Genomic DNA, 18,678 nt, shown 5'->3' with positions numbered 1-18,678 from the left:
TCAGCCCCTCTCGTCGATCTGACGGGACAGGATCGCGGAGAACTCGTCGGCGAAGCCTTCCATCCGGCCGGAGAGCTTGGACGCGTCGGACGACAGCTTGTTGTAGGCAATGACCGCGGGAATGGCCGCGAGCAGTCCGAGCGCGGTCGCGAGCAGCGCCTCTGCGATGCCCGGCGCGACCACCGCCAGATTGGTGTTCTTCGAGGCGGCGATCGCCTGGAACGACGTCATGATGCCCCAGACCGTGCCGAACAGGCCGATGAAGGGCGCCGCCGCGCCAACCGTCGCAAGCACCAGCAGTCGCGCCTCAAGGCGCTCGGCCTCGCGGGCGATGGTGACGTCCATCACCCGGTCGATGCGCTGTTGCAGGCTGGCGATGGCCGGCTTGGCCGACTCATGGCTGCGCTTCCATTCCCGCATGGCCGCGATGAACAGCGCCGACATGCCGTGGTTGGCCCTGCCCGACAGCGTCCGGTAGAGATCCTCCAGCGACTGGCCGGACCAGAACACCGTCTCGAACCGGGTCATCTGCCGGCGCGTGCGGGTGTAAAGCAGCCATTTGTCGACAATGATCGCCCAGCACCACACGGATGCGGCAACCAGGCCGAGCATGACGAGCTTGACCACCAGATGCGCCTGAAGAAAGAGCGCGAAGAAAGAAAGATCGCCCTGCGGCGCCGCGAGGGTCGATTGTGCGAGTTCCACCGGATTCATCTATGTCTGGACCTCTTGCCCGATACCACTGCGTGCTTGACGCGAACCTTTTCCGATGCCCGTCACAGGATGGGCCCGGTTGCCGGATGCCCGCAGGTTCGGGCCTGTCATTCAGCCGCTGAGTTACCTGCCTGCTTGGCGAGCGAATTTGGCGAAACTGGGACTGTTTCCGCCGAAAACCAGCGGCATTAAGCATGGATTAAGGTTACTTCCGCGTTAAGACCGCCTCAGGCAGGCTGCCGGAGGCGGGCGGCGAGGCCCTCGGGCAGCCTGCGCGGCCGCCCCTCGGAAGAAATGACAGCCACGATCACGCTTGCGTGAAAGAGCGTGTCGCCGCCGCGCCGCACCCTTTGATCGAGCACGAGACGGGCGCCGCGGGCCTCCGCCAGCCGGGTCTCGACCTCGAGCAGGTCGTCGATGCGGGCCGGGGCCAGGAAGTCGATTTCCATGCGCCGCACCGCGAAGGCAAGCCGCTCTCCATGCACGCCGGCGTCGAGCGCCGCGTGATGGATGCCGCAAAGGCGGAGAAAATCCGAGCGTCCCCGCTCGGCGAACTTCAGATAGGCGGCGTGATAGACCACACCGGAGAAATCCGTGTCCTCATAATAGACGCGCACGGGCAGGACATGTCCCTCGCCCGTCAGGCGGCCAGCGAGATCTGGCCAGTCGCCCGCGCCCTCACCCTTCGCGGTCATCGGAAAAGAGTCCCAGTTGCGGCGCGCCCGATCCCTCCGGCACGGCAAGGCCCATATGGTGGAAGGCCTGGGCGGTGAGAATGCGCCCGCGCGGCGTGCGCTGGATATAGCCTTCCTGAATGAGATAGGGCTCGACGATCTCCTCGATCGCATCGCGCGGCTCGGACAGGGCTGCCGCGATGGTCTCGATGCCGACGGGCCCACCGCCGAACTTCAGCGCGATCTGGTTGAGATAGCGCCGGTCGAGCTGGTCGAGCCCGGCGCTGTCGACCTCGAGCTGGGTCAGCGACCGGTCGGCGATCGCCGCGTCGACCGTGTCCTGTCCGGCGAAGACGGCGAAATCACGCACCCGGCGCAGCAGGCGACCGGCGATGCGCGGCGTACCCCGGGCGCGGCGGGCAATCTCGCGCGCGCCGTCCTCGGTGATGCCGAGCCCGAGGATCCGCGCCCCGCGCGTGACGATCAACTCCAGTTCCTCGGGCGTGTAGAACTGCAGGCGCACCGGAATGCCGAACCGGTCGCGCAGAGGTGTCGTCAGCAGCCCGATCCGCGTCGTCGCCGCGACGAGCGTGAAGCGGGCGAGATCGATCTTCACCGACCGCGCCGCCGGGCCCTCGCCAATGATCAGGTCGAGCTGGAAGTCCTCCATCGCCGGATAGAGCACCTCCTCCACCGCCGGGCTGAGCCGGTGGATCTCGTCGATGAAGAGCACGTCGCGCTCCTCGAGATTGGTGAGCAACGCGGCAAGATCACCCGCCTTGGCGATGACGGGACCCGAGGTGGCGCGGAAATTGACACCAAGCTCGCGCGCCATGATCTGGGCCAGCGTGGTCTTGCCAAGCCCCGGCGGGCCGACGAACAGCACATGGTCGAGCGCCTCGCCGCGCGCCTTGGCGGCGCCGATGAAAATCTTGAGATTGGCGCGCGCCTGCGCCTGGCCGACAAACTCCTCCAGCGCTTGCGGGCGCATGGTGGTGTCGATCTCGTCGCCGCGCTTTTCCGGCGTCACGAGGCGGGCGCCGTCCTGCTCGCTCATCTGGCAAGCTCCTTGAGACCGAGACGGATCAGCGTCGCGGTCTCCGCCTCATCGCCCGCCGACTTTACAGCCGCGGCAACGGCGGCGCTTGCCTGTGCCGGCTGGTAGCCAAGGTTGACCAGGGCGGAAACCGCATCGCCGACATTCGTGGTGACCGCCGCCTGGGCCTGCTGCGACACGGAGATTGTGCCCGGTTCGACGCTGGCGAAGGCCGGGGCCTTGCTCTTGAGCTCGGAGACGATGCGCTCCGCCACCCGCTTGCCGATGCCCGGCGCGCGGGCGATGGTCGCCGTGTCACCGAGCGCGATGGCATTGGCGATCTCCGAGGCCCGGAGCACGCCAAGCGCGGCGAGCGCGACCTTCGCCCCCACCCCCTGCACCGTCATCAGGAGCTGGAACCATGCCTTCTCGGTGGCCGAGGAAAATCCGTAAAGCCGGATCAGGTCCTCACGCACGATGGTCTCGATATGAAGCACCGCCGCCTCGCCGGGCGAGGGCAACCCCTGAAGCACGCGCGCAGGCGCATAGACCAGATAGCCGACCCCATGCACGTCGAGAAGGACGTAATCCTCGCCGATCTCGTCAACCTGCCCCTTGAGCTTGCCGATCATGCCGCGCCCTTTCCGGCAAGACGGGCGAGCGCCGGCAGGTTGCGATGCTGGGCATGACAGATGGCAATGGCGAGCGCGTCGGCGGCATCGTCGGAATTGAATGTTGCCTTGGGCATCAGCACCTTGACCATCATGCGGATCTGTTCCTTGTCGGCGTGTCCGGTGCCGACCACGGTCTTCTTGACCAGGTTCGGCGCGTATTCGGCTACGGAAAGACCGTTGAGGGCGGGAACCAGCAGGGCAATGCCGCGGGCCTGTCCAAGCTTCAGCGTCGCGCCCGCGTCCTTGTTGACGAAGGTCAGCTCGACCGCCGCTTCATCGGGATCGGCCTCGCCCACCACCTTCTGCAGCCCGTCATGGAGCTGGCGCAGGCGGTCGGAAAGCGGCAGCTTGTTGTCGGAGACGACAGTGCCGCTCGCGCAAAAGCCGAGCCGGTTGCCCTGGACCTCGATAAGGCCCCAACCGGTACGCCGGAGGCCGGGGTCGATCCCCAGGATTCGAATCGCCGCTGTCATGGAACAAATCGGTAACGCCTTTCGCGCGCCAAGACCAGAGGAACAGCGCGAAGCCCGCCTTTCCCTCGGTTTCGGCAGCGTTCGCGCAACGCCCCCGGCAAGTCTGTCAGGCGCCGTCGTGACCGCTGCAGGTGCCGAGCAAGACGCGAAACGGCCGGGCGAGCCCGGCCGTTTGCTGTTCCTCGAAGAGGCGGAGATTTTCCGCCGGAAAGCCTGTTACGCCGCCGTCAGCTTGGCCAGCGTTTCCTCATCCACGTCGAAGTTGGAGAAGACGTTCTGCACGTCGTCGTCGTCCTCGAACATGGCGATGAGCTTGAACATGGTCTGCGCCTTGTCGGCATCGACCGGCGTCAGCGTCTGCGGCTTCCAGATGGTCTTGACGGTCTCGGCCTCGCCGAGCGTCGCCTCGAGCGCCTTGAAGACGTCGCCCAGATCCTCGAAGGCGCAGATGATCACATGGCTGTTCTCGTCCGACTGCACGTCATCCGCGCCCGCCTCGATGGCGGCCTCGAGCATGTCGTCGGCGCTGCCGGCCGACGCGGGATAGACGATCTCGCCGACCCGGTCGAACATGAAGGCGACCGAGCCGGATTCGCCCATCGACCCGCCGCACTTGGAGAAGTAGGAGCGCACGTTGGAGGCGGTGCGGTTGCGGTTGTCGGTCAGCGCCTCGACGATCACGGCGACACCCGCCGGACCGTAGCCCTCGTAGCGAACCTCTTCGTAGTTGTCGTCGTCACCCGCCTGCGACTTGTTGATCGCGCGCTGGATGTTGTCCTTGGGCATGGACTGCGCCTTGGCGTTCTGCACGGCAAGGCGCAGGCGCGGATTGGCGTTGATGTCCGGTCCGCCCATCTTCGCAGCGACGGTGATCTCCTTCGACAGCTTCGAGAAGATCTTCGAGCGCACCGCGTCCTGGCGGCCCTTGCGGTGCATGATGTTCTTAAACTGGGAATGTCCGGCCATGTCGCTTCCTGGTTCGATCCTGAAATCCGCTGTTCGCTCCGCGGACTGTCCGCCCCCCCCGAACGGGAGGGCGGGACGCTGCGCAACATGCAGCCTCGCGAGCCATCGCGGGTGCCGGCGCGCGCCCGGCCGCATCCTGCCTGCAAGGTCCGCCCGCCGTGTCCGCTCTCCGTCCGCAACGACGGGATGGACGACAGGAAACCCGGGCGCAGGAAGCGAGCCTGTCGCGGATCGGCGCGTTATAAGGCCGCCGCCGTCAAAAATCCAGCGCAGCCGCCGGCGTCGCGAAACATCGCGCGGCCGAATGGCTCGGCCCCTTTCAGCGGGCCTTCCAGCCGGTGGGCAGCACCTGGGCCAGTCGGCCGCCGAGGCGCAGCGGCTCGACCGTCTCCGCAAGCCCCGTCCTGTCGTCGATCTCCACCGCCACGCCACAGACCGTGGCATCGCCCATGGCCGGCGTGAACCGCCCCGAGGGGATCTTGCGCAGGAAGCGCGAGATCGGCTCGTCCTTCTCCATGCCAAGCACGGAATCGTAATCGCCGCACATGCCCGCGTCACTCATGTAGGCGGTGCCGCCGGGCAAAATCTGGTGATCGGCGGTCGGCACATGGGTGTGCGTGCCGACGACAAGCGAGGCGCGCCCGTCGACGAAATGCCCCATCGCCTGCTTCTCGCTCGTCGCCTCGGCATGCATGTCGATGACGATGGCGTCGACCACCTCGCCAAGCGGCGTGGAATCCAGCACCCGCTCCACGGCGGTGAAGGGATCGTCGAGACTGTCCATGAACACCCGGCCCATGGCGTTGACGACCAGCACCCGCGCACCGTTGCGCGCGGTGAAGATGTTGGCGCCGCGTCCGGGCGTGCCGGAGGGAAAATTGACCGGTCTGATCAGCCGGTCCTGCCGCTCGATGTAGACCAGCGTGTCGCGCTGGTCCCAGATGTGATTGCCGGTGGTCACCACATCGGCGCCGGCATCGAGCACCTCCTGAAGGATGGCCTCGGTGATGCCGAAGCCGGCGGCGGAGTTCTCGCCGTTGACGATGACGAAGTCGATCGCGTTCGCCTCCACCAGCCCGGGCAAAACATCGACGGCCGCCTGCCGGCCGCTGCGGCCGACGAGATCACCCAGAAACAGCAAACGCATCGTCACTCTCCTGTCCCGTCGCCGCCGAAAGGCGCAACGAAACCCGTTTCACAAAGCACCCGCCCGAGACGGCGGTCGTGCGCCTCCTCCGGCACGCGCGCCACCTGCTGGACCTGGAACGCCAGCCCGACCGTGACGGGCGCGCGCCCCGCATCGGCCGAAAGCCGGGCGATCGCCCGGTCGTAATATCCCCGTCCGTAGCCGATCCGCCCGCCCCGCCCGTCGAAGGCGGCAAGCGGCACCAGCATGCAGTCCGGCACGAGATCGCCGGCATCCGCCGGCGGCTCGACCGTGCCGAAGCCGGCGCGCACAAGCTGCGTGTCCCGGGTCAGCCTTCGGAAGACAAGCTCGCCATCGACGATTGCCGGCAGGCACAGCGCATGCCCGCGCGCCCGCAGTGCATCCATCAGCGGACGCGGATCGATCTCGTCACGGATCGGCCAAAAGCCGGACACCACGCTCCCCGGCGCAAAGCCCAGCGCCTCGACATGATCGACAAGCGCAAGGCTTGCCTCGATGCGCGCTTCAGCCGCAAGCCCGGCGCGCGCGGCAAGCGCCATGGCGCGCACCCGCGCCTTTTCCGCTCGCAGCTCTTCCACCGCATCGCGCGGATGGGCGCTGGAAGGGTTCGCCGACAGTCCGGTCATGGCTTCCCGCCTCCTTGATATCGTACGCATCGTGCCGCGGCCGGCCGCCGGCCAGCCTCCTTCCCCGTGCATATCCGACAATGGGGGGAAGGAAAACCGTCGCGAGGCGATTCGCGGCACGGCGTCGCAAACCTCGTGAACAGGTCCGCAAACGCGATAGCTGGAAGACGCCCGGAGGAGAAGTCCGCAAGCGCCGGTCCCCGCTGCGATGAACGCGCAACAACGCCCTGCGCAAGGAGCCGGGAACCGCCGCGAAACGGAACGGCGAACAGAGGAAGTGAAGGAAAGGACAAGGGGGAGGTGGAATGACGTGGCCACCTCGGCCGTTGGAGTTTGCAATCCCGGGAAACCTACTGTGTAGGTGGGCGCCGTTTCTCCCAACCCACGGGTCGGGGGAGGTACAGCTCCCTAGGGATGCGTAAGGCCCCGGGGATATGTCTCCCGACGAACCGCGCAGCCACGCCAATCCCGATATAGGGTTGCGTCGGTCGGAAAAACAATACCCGTTTTGCAGCACCCGCGCGCACAGCGCCGAAAAGCCAGTGTTTCAGCCGTTTGCACGGCTCAGCTTTCGGATGGTCGCAGGGATTTCACCAGCCCGTCGGCGATACCCTCGATGCGCTGCGCGGCAGCCGCGATGCGATCGGCCAGATCGGTCTCCGACTGGGCGGTGCGGTCGAGAGCGGCGGCGCGCGCATCACGCAGGCCCGCGACCTCGTCCTCCAGCGCCTTCAGCCGGCGCTCGCGCTCGGCCAGTTCGTCGGTGACCATGATCCCGGCCATGACGGTAAGCCGCAGATCGCCGATTTCGCCGAAGCTGCCGCGAAGCGTGTCGATGCTCTCGTCGAAGCGGCGGGCCAGCGCCGTCAGGCGCTCTTCCTCCCCGTCGTCGCAGGCCATGCGGAAGCTGCGTCCGTTGATGGTGACGATGATCTGGGCCATGTTCGCCTTCTCCAGCCGCCGCTCAGCCGCCGTGCGTTTCAAGCACGGAGCGGATCGATTCCATCGCCGATACGAGACGACGCGACACCTCGCGGTTGGCGTCCTCGAGACGCGCGACGCGCGCCTCCGCGGTGTCGAGCGTCGACGCCATCGCCGAGCGATCCTCGCCGAGGCGCTGCACCTCTTCCTGCAGCCCGACAACCGATGTATCGGCATCGAGCCGCCGTTCGACGGCCGCTTCCAGACGGTCGACGGCGCGCGACAGCCGGTCGAGCGCAGCGTCGACCGCGCCAGCCGCCGGCTTTTCGCCCTTGCGAGAAGTCATCTCGTCCATCGCCCTATCGCACACCCGATGCCGGAATTCTGGCCTTGCGGCCCGCGAACGCAAGGCGTTTCACCGGTTCCCCGGGCCACCCGTGCGCGCTTCCGGCCCCACGCCGGAAAAGTGCCTATAGCATTCCTTTGCCAGGGATGCGAGATCGGGACGATCCGAGGGACAACGCGCCATCCGCTTTGTTGACTCGCCCAAGGTTCCTGATATTTGTCGGCCTGCCTCGCCGGAGGGTCCTGTGGACCCCGGCAGCCGTGGCCATGCGGCCCCGGACGCGATCGTCCGGGCCGACGCCGCGGCAGAACGCGCCGGCACCCGAAGGGTGCAGGGCGATGCGGGATGAAACCAGGGACTGCACAGCCCTCCCCGGGCCGCCGACAGGGACAGACGGAAATCATATGACCGACCTCGACAAGCACCATCGCATGGCGAATGCGATCCGCTTTCTCGCCGCCGATGCCGTGGAGGCTGCCAAGTCGGGCCATCCTGGCCTGCCGATGGGCGCAGCGGACATCGCCACGGTGCTCTTCACCCAGGTGATGCACTACGACCCGACCACCCCGAACTGGCCCGACCGCGACCGCTTCGTGCTGTCGGCCGGCCACGGGTCCATGCTGCTCTACGCGGTCCACTACCTGCTTGGCTCCGAGGACTTCACCCTCGACCAGCTCAAGAACTTCCGCCAGATCGGCGCGCTGACCGCCGGCCACCCTGAATACGGCCACGGCGCCGGCATCGAGACGACGACCGGCCCCCTCGGCCAGGGCCTCGCCAATGCCGTCGGCATGGCCATGGCCGAACGCCACCTGCGCGAGACCTTCGGCGCCGAGCTGACCAGCCACTATACCTACGCGCTGGTCGGCGACGGCTGCCTCATGGAGGGCATCAGCCAGGAGGCGATCTCCCTCGCCGGCCATCTGAAGCTCAACCGCCTGATCGTCATCTGGGACGACAACGGCATCTCCATCGACGGCAAGATCTCGCTCACCGACAGCACCAACCAGATCGAGCGCTTCGAGGCGAGCGGCTGGGACACGGTCTCGGTCGACGGGCACGACCCGGTCGCCATCGCCGCCGCGCTGAAGAGCGCGCGCGAGAACACCCGCCCGACGCTGATCGCCGCCAAGACCACCATCGGCTTCGGCGCGCCGAACAAGGGCGGCAGCGAAAAGGTCCACGGATCGCCGCTCGGCGCCGAGGAGCTCGCCGCCACCCGCAAGGCGCTGAACTGGGCGCATGAGCCCTTCGATGTGCCCAGCGACATTCTCGACGCCTGGCGCATCGCCGGCCTGCGTTCCGGCCAGGCCCGCAAGGAATGGGAAAAGCGCCTCGCGGCCGCCGATGCCGAAATGCGTGGCGAGTTCGAGCGCCGTCTTCGCGGCGACCTGCCCTCCGGCCTCGGCGACGCGCTGCAGGCGCTGAAGAAGCAGATCGCCCAGGACAAGCCGACCATGGCGTCGCGCAAGGCCTCCGAATACGTGCTCGGCACGATCACCGAGACGGTGCCGGAGACGATCGGCGGTTCGGCCGATCTGACCGGTTCCAACAACACCCGCACCGCCGCGACCAAGGCGATCACCCCGGACGACTTCACCGGACGCTATGTGCACTGGGGCATCCGCGAGCACGGCATGGCCGCCGCGATGAACGGCATGACCCTGCATGGCGGCGTGATCCCCTATTCCGGAACGTTCCTGGCGTTCTCCGACTACGCCCGCCCGGCCATGCGCCTCGCGGCGCTGATGGGCCTGCGCGTCGTTCACGTCATGACCCATGATTCGATCGGTCTCGGCGAGGACGGCCCGACCCACCAGCCGGTCGAGCATTACGCAGCCCTGCGCGCCATCCCCAACCTCGACTTCTTCCGCCCGGCGGACGTGACCGAGACGCTGGAGTGCTGGCAGCTCGCCCTCGAGGCGACTTCGACGCCGAGCGTTCTGGCGCTGACCCGTCAGAACCTGGCGCCGGTGCGCAAGAGCTTCGAGGAAGAGAACCTCACCGCGCGCGGCGCCTATGTCGTCGCCGATGCAAGCGACACCGCAAAGGTCACGCTCTTCGCCTCGGGCTCCGAGGTCGGCATCGCCATGGAAGCCTACGAGACGCTGACCGCCGAGGGCATCGCCACCCGCGTCGTCTCCGTGCCCTGCATGGAGCGCTTCGCCCGCCAGTCGGAGGACTACCGCGCCGACATCATCGGCGAGGGCCAGGTGCGCGTCGCCATCGAGGCCGGCATCCGCATGGGCTGGGACTGGATCATCGGCGCCGACGGCATCTTCGTCGGCATGACCGGCTTCGGCGCGAGCGGCCCCTTCGAGCAGCTCTACAAGCACTTCGGCATCACCGCCGAGGCGACGGTTGCCGCCGTCAAGGAACGCCTCGCGAAGTGATGCAAGGATCCGCCACGACGACACGGGACAAAGAGACCCGCGTCGCCGTGGCGACATGTTCGGCACTCGGGCCGGCCGCGCCATGCGCGGCGGCCGCAGGTTCCGCGAGCTGCAACGGCCGCGGACGGTAAAAGGGGGCGGAGCGCCGCCCGCCAACGGGGAGAGTCTCATGACCGTGAAGGTTGCCATCAACGGGTTTGGTCGCATCGGGCGCAACGTGCTGCGCGCCATCGTGGAATCGGGCCGCACCGACATCCAGGTCGTCGCCATCAACGATCTCGGCCCGGTTGAGACCAACGCGCATCTGCTGCGCTATGATTCGGTGCATGGCCGGTTTCCGGGCACCGTGACGGTCGACGGCGACACGATCGACGTCGGCACCGGCCCGATTCAGGTCACCGCGATTCGCGACCCCAAGGAGCTTCCGTGGGGCAAGCTCGGCGTCGACGTGGCCATGGAATGCACCGGCATCTTCGCCGACCGCGACAAGGCCGCCACGCATCTGGCCAATGGCTCAAAGCGCGTGCTGGTCTCCGCCCCGGCGACCAACGCCGACAAGACCATCGTCTACGGTGTCAACCATGACGCGCTGACGAGCGCCGACCTCGTGGTCTCCAACGCGTCCTGCACGACCAACTGCCTGGCTCCGGTCGCCTCTGTCCTCAACGAGGCCATCGGCATCGAGAGCGGCTTCATGACGACGATCCACTCCTACACCGGCGACCAGCCGACGCTCGACACCATGCACAAGGACCTCTACCGCGCCCGCGCGGCGGCCCTGTCCATGATCCCGACGTCGACCGGCGCGGCCAAGGCTGTCGGCCTCGTCCTGCCGGAGCTGAACGGCAAGCTCGACGGCGTCTCCATCCGCGTTCCCACGCCGAACGTCTCGGTCGTCGACCTGACGTTCGTCGCCAAGCGCGCCACGACCGTCGAGGAAGTCAACGAGGCCATCCGCAAGGCTGCCAACGGCAAGCTCAAGGGCATCCTCGGCTTCACCGACGAAAAGCTGGTCTCCAGCGACTTCAACCACGACCCGCATTCGTCGGTCTTCCACATGGACCAGACGAAGGTCATGGACGGCACCCTCGTGCGTATTCTGACCTGGTACGACAACGAGTGGGGCTTCTCCAACCGCATGTCGGACACGGCCGTGGCGCTCGCCAAGACCATCTGATCGACGCGGCCGGGCGGATCCCACGATCCGCCCGGCCGTGCATCCGGCCAGGCCAGGACGCGCAAACCGCGCTCCGCCGGGCCGCAGCCATGCCCGCGCGAACCGGTTTTCGCGCACACAATCCAGAATTCCTGCGACACAAAACGCATCCAGCATCCGGAGAGCGACTGATGAGATTCAAGACCCTCGACGATCTCGACGGCCTCGCCGGCAAGCGCGTGCTGGTGCGTGTCGACCTGAACGTCCCCATGGACGGCAACCGCGTGACCGACACCACCCGCATCGACCGGGTGCTGCCGACGATCCGCGAGTTGTCCGAAAAAGGTGGCCGCGTCGTTCTTCTCGCCCATTTCGGCCGCCCCAAGGGCATGGCCGTTCCCGAGATGAGCCTTGCCCCGGTCGCCGCCGCGCTGACCGATCTGCTTGGCCGACCGGTCGCCTTCGCCACCGACTGCATCGGTGAAACCGCAAGGGCCGTGGTCGACGGGCTCGCTGACGGCGACGTGGCGCTGCTGGAAAACACCCGCTTCCACGCCGGCGAGGAGAAGAACGATGCGGCCTTCGCCGACGCGCTGGCCGTGCTTGGCGATCTCTATGTCAACGATGCCTTTTCCGCCGCGCACCGCGCCCATGCCTCCACCGAGGGGCTTGCCCGACGGCTGCCAGCCTATGCCGGCCGCACCATGCAGGCCGAGCTTGAGGCGCTTGCCGCCGCCCTGACGACCCCGGTGCGCCCGGTTCTGGCCGTCGTCGGCGGCGCCAAGGTTTCCAGCAAGATCGAGCTGCTCGACAATCTGGTGAGAAAGGTGGACATGCTCGTCATCGGCGGTGGCATGGCCAACACCTTCCTCGCCGCCCAGGGCAAGGACGTCGGCAAGTCGTTGTGCGAGCATGACCTCGCCGACACCGCCAGGAAGATCATGGAGAGCGCACGCGACGCCGGCTGCGAGATCGTGCTGCCCGTCGATGCCGTCGTTGCCCGGGAGTTCAAGGCAAACGCCGACAACGAGACCGTCTCCATCGATGCGGTTCCCGCCGATGCGATGATCCTCGACGTCGGCCCGGCCTCCATCGAGACCGTGAAGGCGGCCATCGACAAGGCGAGGACGCTGGTCTGGAACGGCCCGCTCGGTGCCTTCGAGATCGCTCCCTTCGACGCCGCGACCGTTGCCGCCGCCCGCCATGCGGCCGCACGCAGCAAGGACGGCCTGCTGACCAGCGTCGCCGGTGGCGGCGACACGGTCGCAGCCCTCAATCATGCGGGAGCGGCCGAGGGCTTTTCCTATGTTTCAACCGCCGGCGGTGCCTTCCTCGAGTGGCTCGAGGGCAAGGAACTGCCAGGCGTCACGGCGCTTGCCGGTTAACATTGTCTTAAAGAGGCAGAGCAAGCGGCTTGTGAACCGCCGCGCTCTTGATAATAAGACCCCGCGCAAAGGGCGCGGCAATGCACAAGGGAAGAAGGACGAGCCTTATGAGTGAGCGTCTCGAGGATATCGCCCAGGCCATGGTGGCCACCGGACAGGGCATTCTGGCAGCGGACGAAAGCACCGGTACGATCGGCAAGCGTTTCGACCAGATCAACGTCGAAAACACCGAGGACAACCGCCGCGCCTATCGCGAGATGCTGTTCTCCAGCACCGAAGCGATGACCGACTGCATCTCCGGCGTCATTCTCTTCGACGAGACGCTGCGCCAGAAGGCAGCCGACGGCACGCCCTTCGTGGAGATGATCCGCAAGGCCGGTGCGGTTCCCGGCATCAAGGTCGACAAGGGCGCCAAGCCGCTGGCCGGCTTCCCGGGCGAGACCGTGACCGAGGGTCTCGACGGGCTGCGCGAGCGCCTTGCCGAGTACTACGAGCTCGGCGCCCGCTTCGCCAAGTGGCGCGGTGTCATCGACATCAACGAGGAAGACGGTCTGCCGTCGAGCACCTGCATCCAGACCAACGCTCATGCGCTGGCCCGCTATGCGGCGCTCTGCCAGGAGGCCGGCATCGTGCCGATCGTCGAGCCGGAAGTCCTGATGGACGGCCCCTCCGCGTCGCATGACATCGAGACCTGCTACGAAGTCACCGAGTGGACGCTCAACACGGTCTTTGCCGAGCTGTTCCAGATGGACGTGCTGCTCGAAGGCATGATCCTCAAGCCGAACATGATCGTGCCGGGCAAGAACGCCGCCTTCCAGGCTTCGGCCGAGGAAGTGGCCGAACTGACCGTGCGCTGCCTGAAGGCAACCGTGCCGGCCGCCGTGCCAGGCATCGCCTTCCTCTCCGGCGGCCAGTCGGACGTGGAGGCGAGCGAGCATCTGCATCTGATGAACGCCGGCGCGACCCTGCCGTGGAAGCTCACCTTCTCCTACGGCCGCGCGCTGCAGCAGTCGGCGCTGAAGGCCTGGAGCGGCAAGGACGCCAACATCCCGGCCGCGCAGGCCGCCTTCCTCCACCGCGCGAAGATGAACGGCCTGGCCGCGCGTGGCGAATGGAGCAAGGACCTGGAGAAGGCCTGAGCCTTCCCATGCCGCACTGCCGCTTCGCCGGACCTTCGGGTCCGGCGCCGAGGACCTTGGTCTGACATCTCGCCACGCGGCAATCCTGCCGCGTGGCGATTTCGCGTTGACGGGGCCACCCTTTCCGTCAAGCTTTCGCCGTGATCGGCGACCATGCCATATCCACGGTCTCCCGCCTTCGGGCAGGCGACCCTCGAACAGGAAAGACGCCGCATCGTGCATCCGCGCCTCTATCTGATTTCGCCGACGACGCTCGACCCGGACAGCTTTCCCGACCGGCTCGCCGAGGCGCTGACCGGCGGCGACGTCGCTTGCCTGATGCTCGTCAACACGGGCCTCGACGACGGTACCTTCCAGAAGCTGGCCGAGCGCGTCGTGCCGATGGCCCAGGCGGCCGGAGCCGCCGTGGTGTTGCGCAACGACACGCGCACCGCCGGCCGGGCGCGCGCCGACGGCGTGCATATCGACACCGGCGGCGAGGACCTGGAGCGGGCACTCGAGACGTTCCGCCCCAACGGCATCGTCGGGTCCGGCGAGGTCCGCACCCGCCATGACGCGATGACGTTGGCCGAGGTCGGTGTCGACTATGTGCTCTTCGGTCTGCTCGAGCTCGCCCCGGAACCGGATCCGCACGCCAAGACACTGAACTTCGCGGAGTGGTGGTCGAAGGTCTTCGAGACGCCCTGCGTCGCCCTGTGCGGCACCGATCTTTCCGGCGTCGAGACGTGCGCGGCGACGGGCGCCGACTTCGTCGCCCTGCGCGAGGCGGTCTGGGACCATGCGGACGGAGCAGCCGACGCGGTGCGCCAGGCAAACGACGTGCTTTCCCGCCACGACCTTCCCGAGGCAGCCGGCTGATGAGCGCCCCCCGTCGCGTCCTCCTGATCGCTCTCGCTCTGGCACCGGTGCTTGCCGCCGGTCTGCCCGTGCGCGCCGAGGACACGACGGCCGCGCCGGCCGCCACCGTTCAGGCTCCCTCTCCGGTGCCTGCGCCCTCTCCTGCCCCTGCCCCTGCATCCAACGAGCCGGCGCCCGCCGCGAAACCGGCGGCGACAGGCGCGGCCACGCCGGCAGCGACGGCCGGCGCTGCCGCGACCAAGGACGCGCCCGCCGCCGGGACCGCAACAGAAGCCACGGCAAAGGATGAGGCCTCCACCCCCTTCACCGGCGCGCCGATCAGGCAGCCGACGCTGGAGAGCCTGATTCCAGGCCGACCCAAGGGCGCCTCCGGCAGGGGCGAGGAAAAGCAGGTCCTCTTGCCCCCGATCGCAACTACGCCACCCTTGCCGTTGCAGGCCGAGGGCGAGAGCGTCGACTTCGCCTATGGCGCTTTCCAGCGGGGCTGGTATCTCACCGCCCTCAGCCTTGCCACGCCGCGCGCCGAGGCCGGCGACACCGCCGCGCAGACCCTTCTCGGCGTTCTGTACGAGACGGGACGCGGCCTGCCGCGCGACGCGGAAAAGGCGGCAAGCTGGTATTCGCTGGCCGCCTCGAACGGAAACCCGCAGGCGGCCCTGCGCTACGGACTGATGCTGCTCAACGGCATCGGCGTACCGCAGGACGAAAAGGCGGCAGGCGACATGTTCCAGATCGCAGCCGACAAGGGCATCCCCGAGGCGATCTACAATCTCGCCGGCCTGTACCGCACCGGCGAGGGGCGTCCGTTCGATCCGGATAAGGCGCTGGTTCTGCTGAAGCAGGCGGCGGAACTCGACGACATGGACGCGCGCTTCCAGCTCGCCCAGTTCTATCTCGACGGCCCCGCCGACATCCGCAACGAGGCGCAGGCAGCCTTCTGGATGGGGCGTGCCGCCCGTCAGGGCCATGTCGGCGCACAGGTGCGCTACGGCATCCTGCGCTTCAACGGGCGCGGTGTCGCCCCGGACGAGGCGGAGGCCGCGGACTGGTTCGAGCGCGCCGCCAAGTCCGGCAACCCGGTCGCCATGAACCGGCTCGCCCGCGTCTACGCCTATGGCCGCGGCCGAACCGCGGACGCGCAGGCCGCCGCCGGGTGGCATCTGGCCGCGCGCGCCTCGGGCGTCTCCGACCTGGAGCTCGACGCGCTGCTCTCCGGCCTCACGCAGGAGGAAATGGAAAAGGCCCGCACCTTCGCCCGAACCTACTCCCTGCCGGTCGACAAGCTCGCCGTCGACGAGGCCGCGACCACGCCCTGACCGTCAGGCGCAACACCGCCCGAAACCGCGTTTTTGCTTGATCAACGCCCGGAAGTGTGGTGCACAGGCGCGCACCGAACATCGTGCCGCAATTCGTCGCCCTCCCCGTTTTTCGGGAGTGGCCTGGAATCGCATGGCGCATTCCGGACGGGCCGGGCGCCGTCGCGTCACCGGACCGGAACCGGGTTTCGAACGACACCGCGTTTCAAAAGACACGACAGACGAGTCCGAAGTCATGAAAATCAACGGCAATGAAATCAAGCCCGGCAATGTCCTGCTGCACCAGGAAACGCTTTGGGCCGTCGTCAAGGTCGAACACGTCAAGCCCGGCAAGGGCGGCGCCTTCGCCCAGGTCGAGATGAAGAACCTCATCGACGGGCGCAAGCTGAACGAGCGTTTCCGCTCCGCCGACAAGGTCGAGCGCGTGCGTCTCGAGCAGAAGGACTTCCAGTACCTGTATCCGCAGGAAGACATGCTGGTGTTCATGAACACCGAGACTTATGAGCAGATCGAGCTTCAGTCCGAATTCGTCGGCGAGCGCGCCGCCTTCCTGCAGGACGGCATGATGGTCACGCTCGAAATGCATGACGAGCGCCCGATCGGCATCTCGCTGCCGCAGTATGTGACGCTGGAGATCACCGAGGCCGACGCCGTGGTCAAGGGCCAGACCCAGTCCTCGTCCTACAAGCCCGCCATCCTCGAGAATGGCGTGCGTGTCATGGTGCCGCCGTTCATCACCGCAGGTGAGCGCATCATCGTCGACACCGAACTCGTCGAATACGTCCGCCGCGCCGACTGACACCAGCCTCCGCTGGCGTGCACGCGCGGACGGCAACGTCACCCGTGCACGCCAGCTCTCCCGTTCCGGCCGCAGCCCGGCCCTCCGCCTCCCGCACTTCTTTCAGGTAAGCACAATGTCCCGCTCCGCTCTGCTCAACGTCATGGTCCAGGCTGCCCTCAAGGCCGGCCGCAGCCTCGCCCGCGATTTCGGCGAGGTGGAGAACCTGCAGGTGTCCAGGAAGGGGCCGAGCGACTTCGTCTCCGCCGCCGACATCGCCGCGGAGAAGATCGTGCGCGTGGAACTGCAGAAGGCGCGGCCCGAGTACGGCTTCCTGATGGAAGAGTCCGGCGAGATCCCCGGCAACGATCCCGATCATCGCTGGATCGTCGACCCGCTCGACGGCACCACCAACTTCCTGCATGGCATCCCGATCTTCAATGTCTCCATCGCGCTGGAGCGCGAGGGCATGATCGTCGCCGGTGTCATCTACAACCCGATCATGGATGAGCTCTACACGGCCGAGCGCGGCCGCGGCGCCTTCATGAACGACCGCCGCCTGCGCGTCGCGGCCCGCAAGTCGCTGCCCGATTGCGTCATCGGCACGGGCATCCCCTTCCTCGGCGTTGGCGATCACGCACGCTCGCTCAAGGAAATCCGCCACATCATGGGCGAAGTCGCCGGCCTGCGCCGCTGCGGTGCTGCCGCGCTCGACCTTGCCTGGGTCGCCTCCGGCCGCTTTGACGGCTTCTGGGAGCACGGCCTCAAGCCCTGGGACATGGCCGCCGGCATCCTCCTGGTGCGCGAGGCCGGCGGCTTCGTCAGCGACATCGAGGGCGGCAACGACATGTTCGGAACCAGCTCGATCGTCGCCGGCAACGAGCAGGTCCGCAACCAGCTCCAGGCGCTTCTCTCCAAGATCGGCGCCTGAGCCGCGAGAACTTCCGAGATTACGGGTTTCCAGCCCGGGAAAAATCACGCTATCAAGGGGTACGGTCGCAACAGGGAGAAGCAAGCCGACATGGCGCGCGCCTATGATCCGTATAGCCTGTCCAGCCCTTGGGTCTATCTGATCCGCATGGCGATCTTTCTGGCGGTGGTCGCGTTTCTCGCGCTCATCCTCTACCGCCAGATCGCATCCGCATTCATGAGCAACCCGGGGCTCAACGGCCTGATCGTTGCGACCGGCGCGATCGGCATCCTGCTTGCCATTCGCCAGGTCATCCGGCTGGTGCCGGAGGTAAACTGGGTCAATGGCTTTCGCCTTGGCGACCCCGGGATCGAGGTGCGCCGTCCGCCGGTGCTGCTCGCCCCGATGGCGACACTTCTCGGCAACCGCGCCGGCGACACCATCCTGTCTCCCGCCACCACCCGCTCGATCCTCGATTCCATCGGCATGCGCCTCGACGAGGCGCGCGAGATCTCCCGCTACCTGACGGGCCTGCTCGTCTTCCTCGGTCTGCTCGGCACCTTCTGGGGCCTGCTGCAAACCGTCGGCTCGGTCAATGCCACCATCCAGAGCCTCGACGTGGGCTCGGGAGACGCCGGCGTCATCTTCGAGGACCTCAAGGCCGGGTTGGAGGCACCGCTCGCCGGCATGGGAACCGCCTTCTCGTCCTCGCTCTTCGGCCTCACCTTCTCCCTGATCCTCGGCTTTCTCGACCTGCAGGCGAGCCAGGCGCAGAACCGCTTCTACAACGAGCTCGAGGACTGGCTCTCGACACTGACCGACATCGAGCCGGAGGACGGTTCGGGCGCGGGCAGCAGCGGCTTCGTCGAACTTCGGATCGCCATCGACAACCTGCGCAACAGCATGGCCGAAAGCGGCAGCGGAGGCGGCGGCACCGGGCGCAACGCGGCGCTGGCCATGGCCAACCTCGCCGAGGGCATCCAGGGTCTTGTCCAGCATGTGCGCAGTGAGCAGCAGATGATGCGCGACTGGGCGGACGAACAGGCAGAGCAGCAGCGGCGCATCGAGCAACTCCTGCGCAGCATGTCCGGCGTCTTCGAGCGCATACGCGACGAGGGCCGCTGATGACGCCCCCCACCGGAGGC

At 67.3% G+C, this 18,678-nt stretch carries 19 protein-coding genes and 1 other RNA gene; 9 read left to right on the top strand and 11 right to left on the bottom strand.

Translation table 11 applies throughout. The features are described 5' to 3' along the window. From tolQ to ACSLUQ_RS18430, 11 genes are all read right to left on the bottom strand, one after another. The gene (tolQ, locus tag ACSLUQ_RS18480; RefSeq protein WP_417773015.1) at positions 1 to 714 is read right to left on the bottom strand and encodes a protein TolQ; all 714 of its coding nucleotides are present in this window, start codon (positions 712 to 714) and stop codon (positions 1 to 3) included. A gap of 227 nt (positions 715 to 941) precedes the next feature. Beyond that, positions 942 to 1,409, bottom strand: coding sequence for a tol-pal system-associated acyl-CoA thioesterase (gene ybgC, locus ACSLUQ_RS18475; RefSeq protein WP_461809345.1), 468 nt, complete (start codon positions 1,407 to 1,409; stop codon positions 942 to 944). Beyond that, positions 1,393 to 2,445: a Holliday junction branch migration DNA helicase RuvB gene (ruvB, locus tag ACSLUQ_RS18470; RefSeq protein ID WP_417773013.1), complete on the bottom strand. Its 1,053-nt coding sequence runs from the start codon at positions 2,443 to 2,445 to the stop codon at positions 1,393 to 1,395. The genes ybgC and ruvB overlap by 17 nt, the downstream gene beginning before the upstream one ends. Next, entirely contained in the window at positions 2,442 to 3,056 is a 615-nt protein-coding gene (gene ruvA, locus ACSLUQ_RS18465; RefSeq protein ID WP_461809344.1) for a Holliday junction branch migration protein RuvA, read from the bottom strand. Before ruvA ends, ruvB begins: the two co-directional genes overlap by 4 nt. Continuing rightward, positions 3,053 to 3,571 (bottom strand): crossover junction endodeoxyribonuclease RuvC, encoded by a 519-nt coding sequence (gene ruvC, locus ACSLUQ_RS18460; protein ID WP_461809343.1) that lies wholly within the window; start codon positions 3,569 to 3,571, stop codon positions 3,053 to 3,055. Before ruvC ends, ruvA begins: the two co-directional genes overlap by 4 nt. A gap of 216 nt (positions 3,572 to 3,787) precedes the next feature. Beyond that, entirely contained in the window at positions 3,788 to 4,537 is a 750-nt protein-coding gene (locus ACSLUQ_RS18455) for a YebC/PmpR family DNA-binding transcriptional regulator (protein WP_417773010.1), read from the bottom strand. Positions 4,538 to 4,856: 319 nt separating this feature from the next. Then, positions 4,857 to 5,684 carry a TIGR00282 family metallophosphoesterase gene (locus ACSLUQ_RS18450; protein ID WP_461809342.1) on the bottom strand — a complete coding sequence of 276 codons (828 nt, stop codon included), beginning with the start codon at positions 5,682 to 5,684 and terminating at the stop codon, positions 4,857 to 4,859. Positions 5,685 to 5,686: 2 nt separating this feature from the next. Beyond that, positions 5,687 to 6,331 carry a 5-formyltetrahydrofolate cyclo-ligase gene (locus ACSLUQ_RS18445; RefSeq protein WP_461809341.1) on the bottom strand — a complete coding sequence of 215 codons (645 nt, stop codon included), beginning with the start codon at positions 6,329 to 6,331 and terminating at the stop codon, positions 5,687 to 5,689. A gap of 307 nt (positions 6,332 to 6,638) precedes the next feature. Then, positions 6,639 to 6,794, bottom strand: a non-coding RNA gene (gene ssrS, locus ACSLUQ_RS18440) — 6S RNA. A gap of 101 nt (positions 6,795 to 6,895) precedes the next feature. Further along, positions 6,896 to 7,273 (bottom strand): cell division protein ZapA, encoded by a 378-nt coding sequence (locus ACSLUQ_RS18435; protein WP_417773007.1) that lies wholly within the window; start codon positions 7,271 to 7,273, stop codon positions 6,896 to 6,898. A 22-nt stretch (positions 7,274 to 7,295) separates the two neighbouring features. Next, on the bottom strand, positions 7,296 to 7,598 hold the full coding sequence (locus ACSLUQ_RS18430) for a DUF4164 domain-containing protein (RefSeq protein WP_417773129.1): 303 nt from the start codon (positions 7,596 to 7,598) through the stop codon (positions 7,296 to 7,298). Between the two features lie 404 nt (positions 7,599 to 8,002). Between ACSLUQ_RS18430 and tkt the strand changes: the two genes are divergently transcribed. The 9 genes from tkt to ACSLUQ_RS18385 all read left to right on the top strand — a co-directional run bounded on the left by tkt (position 8,003) and on the right by ACSLUQ_RS18385 (position 18,658). Then, entirely contained in the window at positions 8,003 to 9,991 is a 1,989-nt protein-coding gene (gene tkt, locus ACSLUQ_RS18425) for a transketolase (protein ID WP_417773006.1), read from the top strand. 169 nt (positions 9,992 to 10,160) lie between these two features. Further along, positions 10,161 to 11,168, top strand: a complete 1,008-nt coding sequence (gap, locus tag ACSLUQ_RS18420) for a type I glyceraldehyde-3-phosphate dehydrogenase (RefSeq protein WP_417773005.1) — start codon at positions 10,161 to 10,163, stop codon at positions 11,166 to 11,168. Between the two features lie 167 nt (positions 11,169 to 11,335). Next, on the top strand, positions 11,336 to 12,532 hold the full coding sequence (locus tag ACSLUQ_RS18415; protein WP_417773128.1) for a phosphoglycerate kinase: 1,197 nt from the start codon (positions 11,336 to 11,338) through the stop codon (positions 12,530 to 12,532). Positions 12,533 to 12,639: 107 nt separating this feature from the next. Then, on the top strand, positions 12,640 to 13,671 hold the full coding sequence (locus tag ACSLUQ_RS18410) for a class I fructose-bisphosphate aldolase (RefSeq protein WP_417773004.1): 1,032 nt from the start codon (positions 12,640 to 12,642) through the stop codon (positions 13,669 to 13,671). 153 nt (positions 13,672 to 13,824) lie between these two features. Then, positions 13,825 to 14,529: a thiamine phosphate synthase gene (locus ACSLUQ_RS18405; protein WP_417773003.1), complete on the top strand. Its 705-nt coding sequence runs from the start codon at positions 13,825 to 13,827 to the stop codon at positions 14,527 to 14,529. Next, the gene (locus ACSLUQ_RS18400) at positions 14,529 to 15,845 is read left to right on the top strand and encodes a tetratricopeptide repeat protein (protein WP_461809340.1); all 1,317 of its coding nucleotides are present in this window, start codon (positions 14,529 to 14,531) and stop codon (positions 15,843 to 15,845) included. The genes ACSLUQ_RS18405 and ACSLUQ_RS18400 overlap by 1 nt, the downstream gene beginning before the upstream one ends. Before the next feature lie 235 nt (positions 15,846 to 16,080). After that, positions 16,081 to 16,644: an elongation factor P gene (gene efp / locus ACSLUQ_RS18395; protein WP_417773001.1), complete on the top strand. Its 564-nt coding sequence runs from the start codon at positions 16,081 to 16,083 to the stop codon at positions 16,642 to 16,644. A 115-nt stretch (positions 16,645 to 16,759) separates the two neighbouring features. After that, entirely contained in the window at positions 16,760 to 17,554 is a 795-nt protein-coding gene (locus ACSLUQ_RS18390) for an inositol monophosphatase family protein (RefSeq protein WP_417773000.1), read from the top strand. Positions 17,555 to 17,644: 90 nt separating this feature from the next. After that, entirely contained in the window at positions 17,645 to 18,658 is a 1,014-nt protein-coding gene (locus ACSLUQ_RS18385; protein ID WP_461809339.1) for a flagellar motor protein MotA, read from the top strand. Positions 18,659 to 18,678 lie beyond the last annotated feature (20 nt).

This window comes from Stappia sp. ICDLI1TA098 (genome assembly GCF_054880955.1).
The sequence above is the reverse complement of the archived record's forward strand: the minus strand, read 5'-3'. Positions and strand labels throughout refer to the sequence as shown.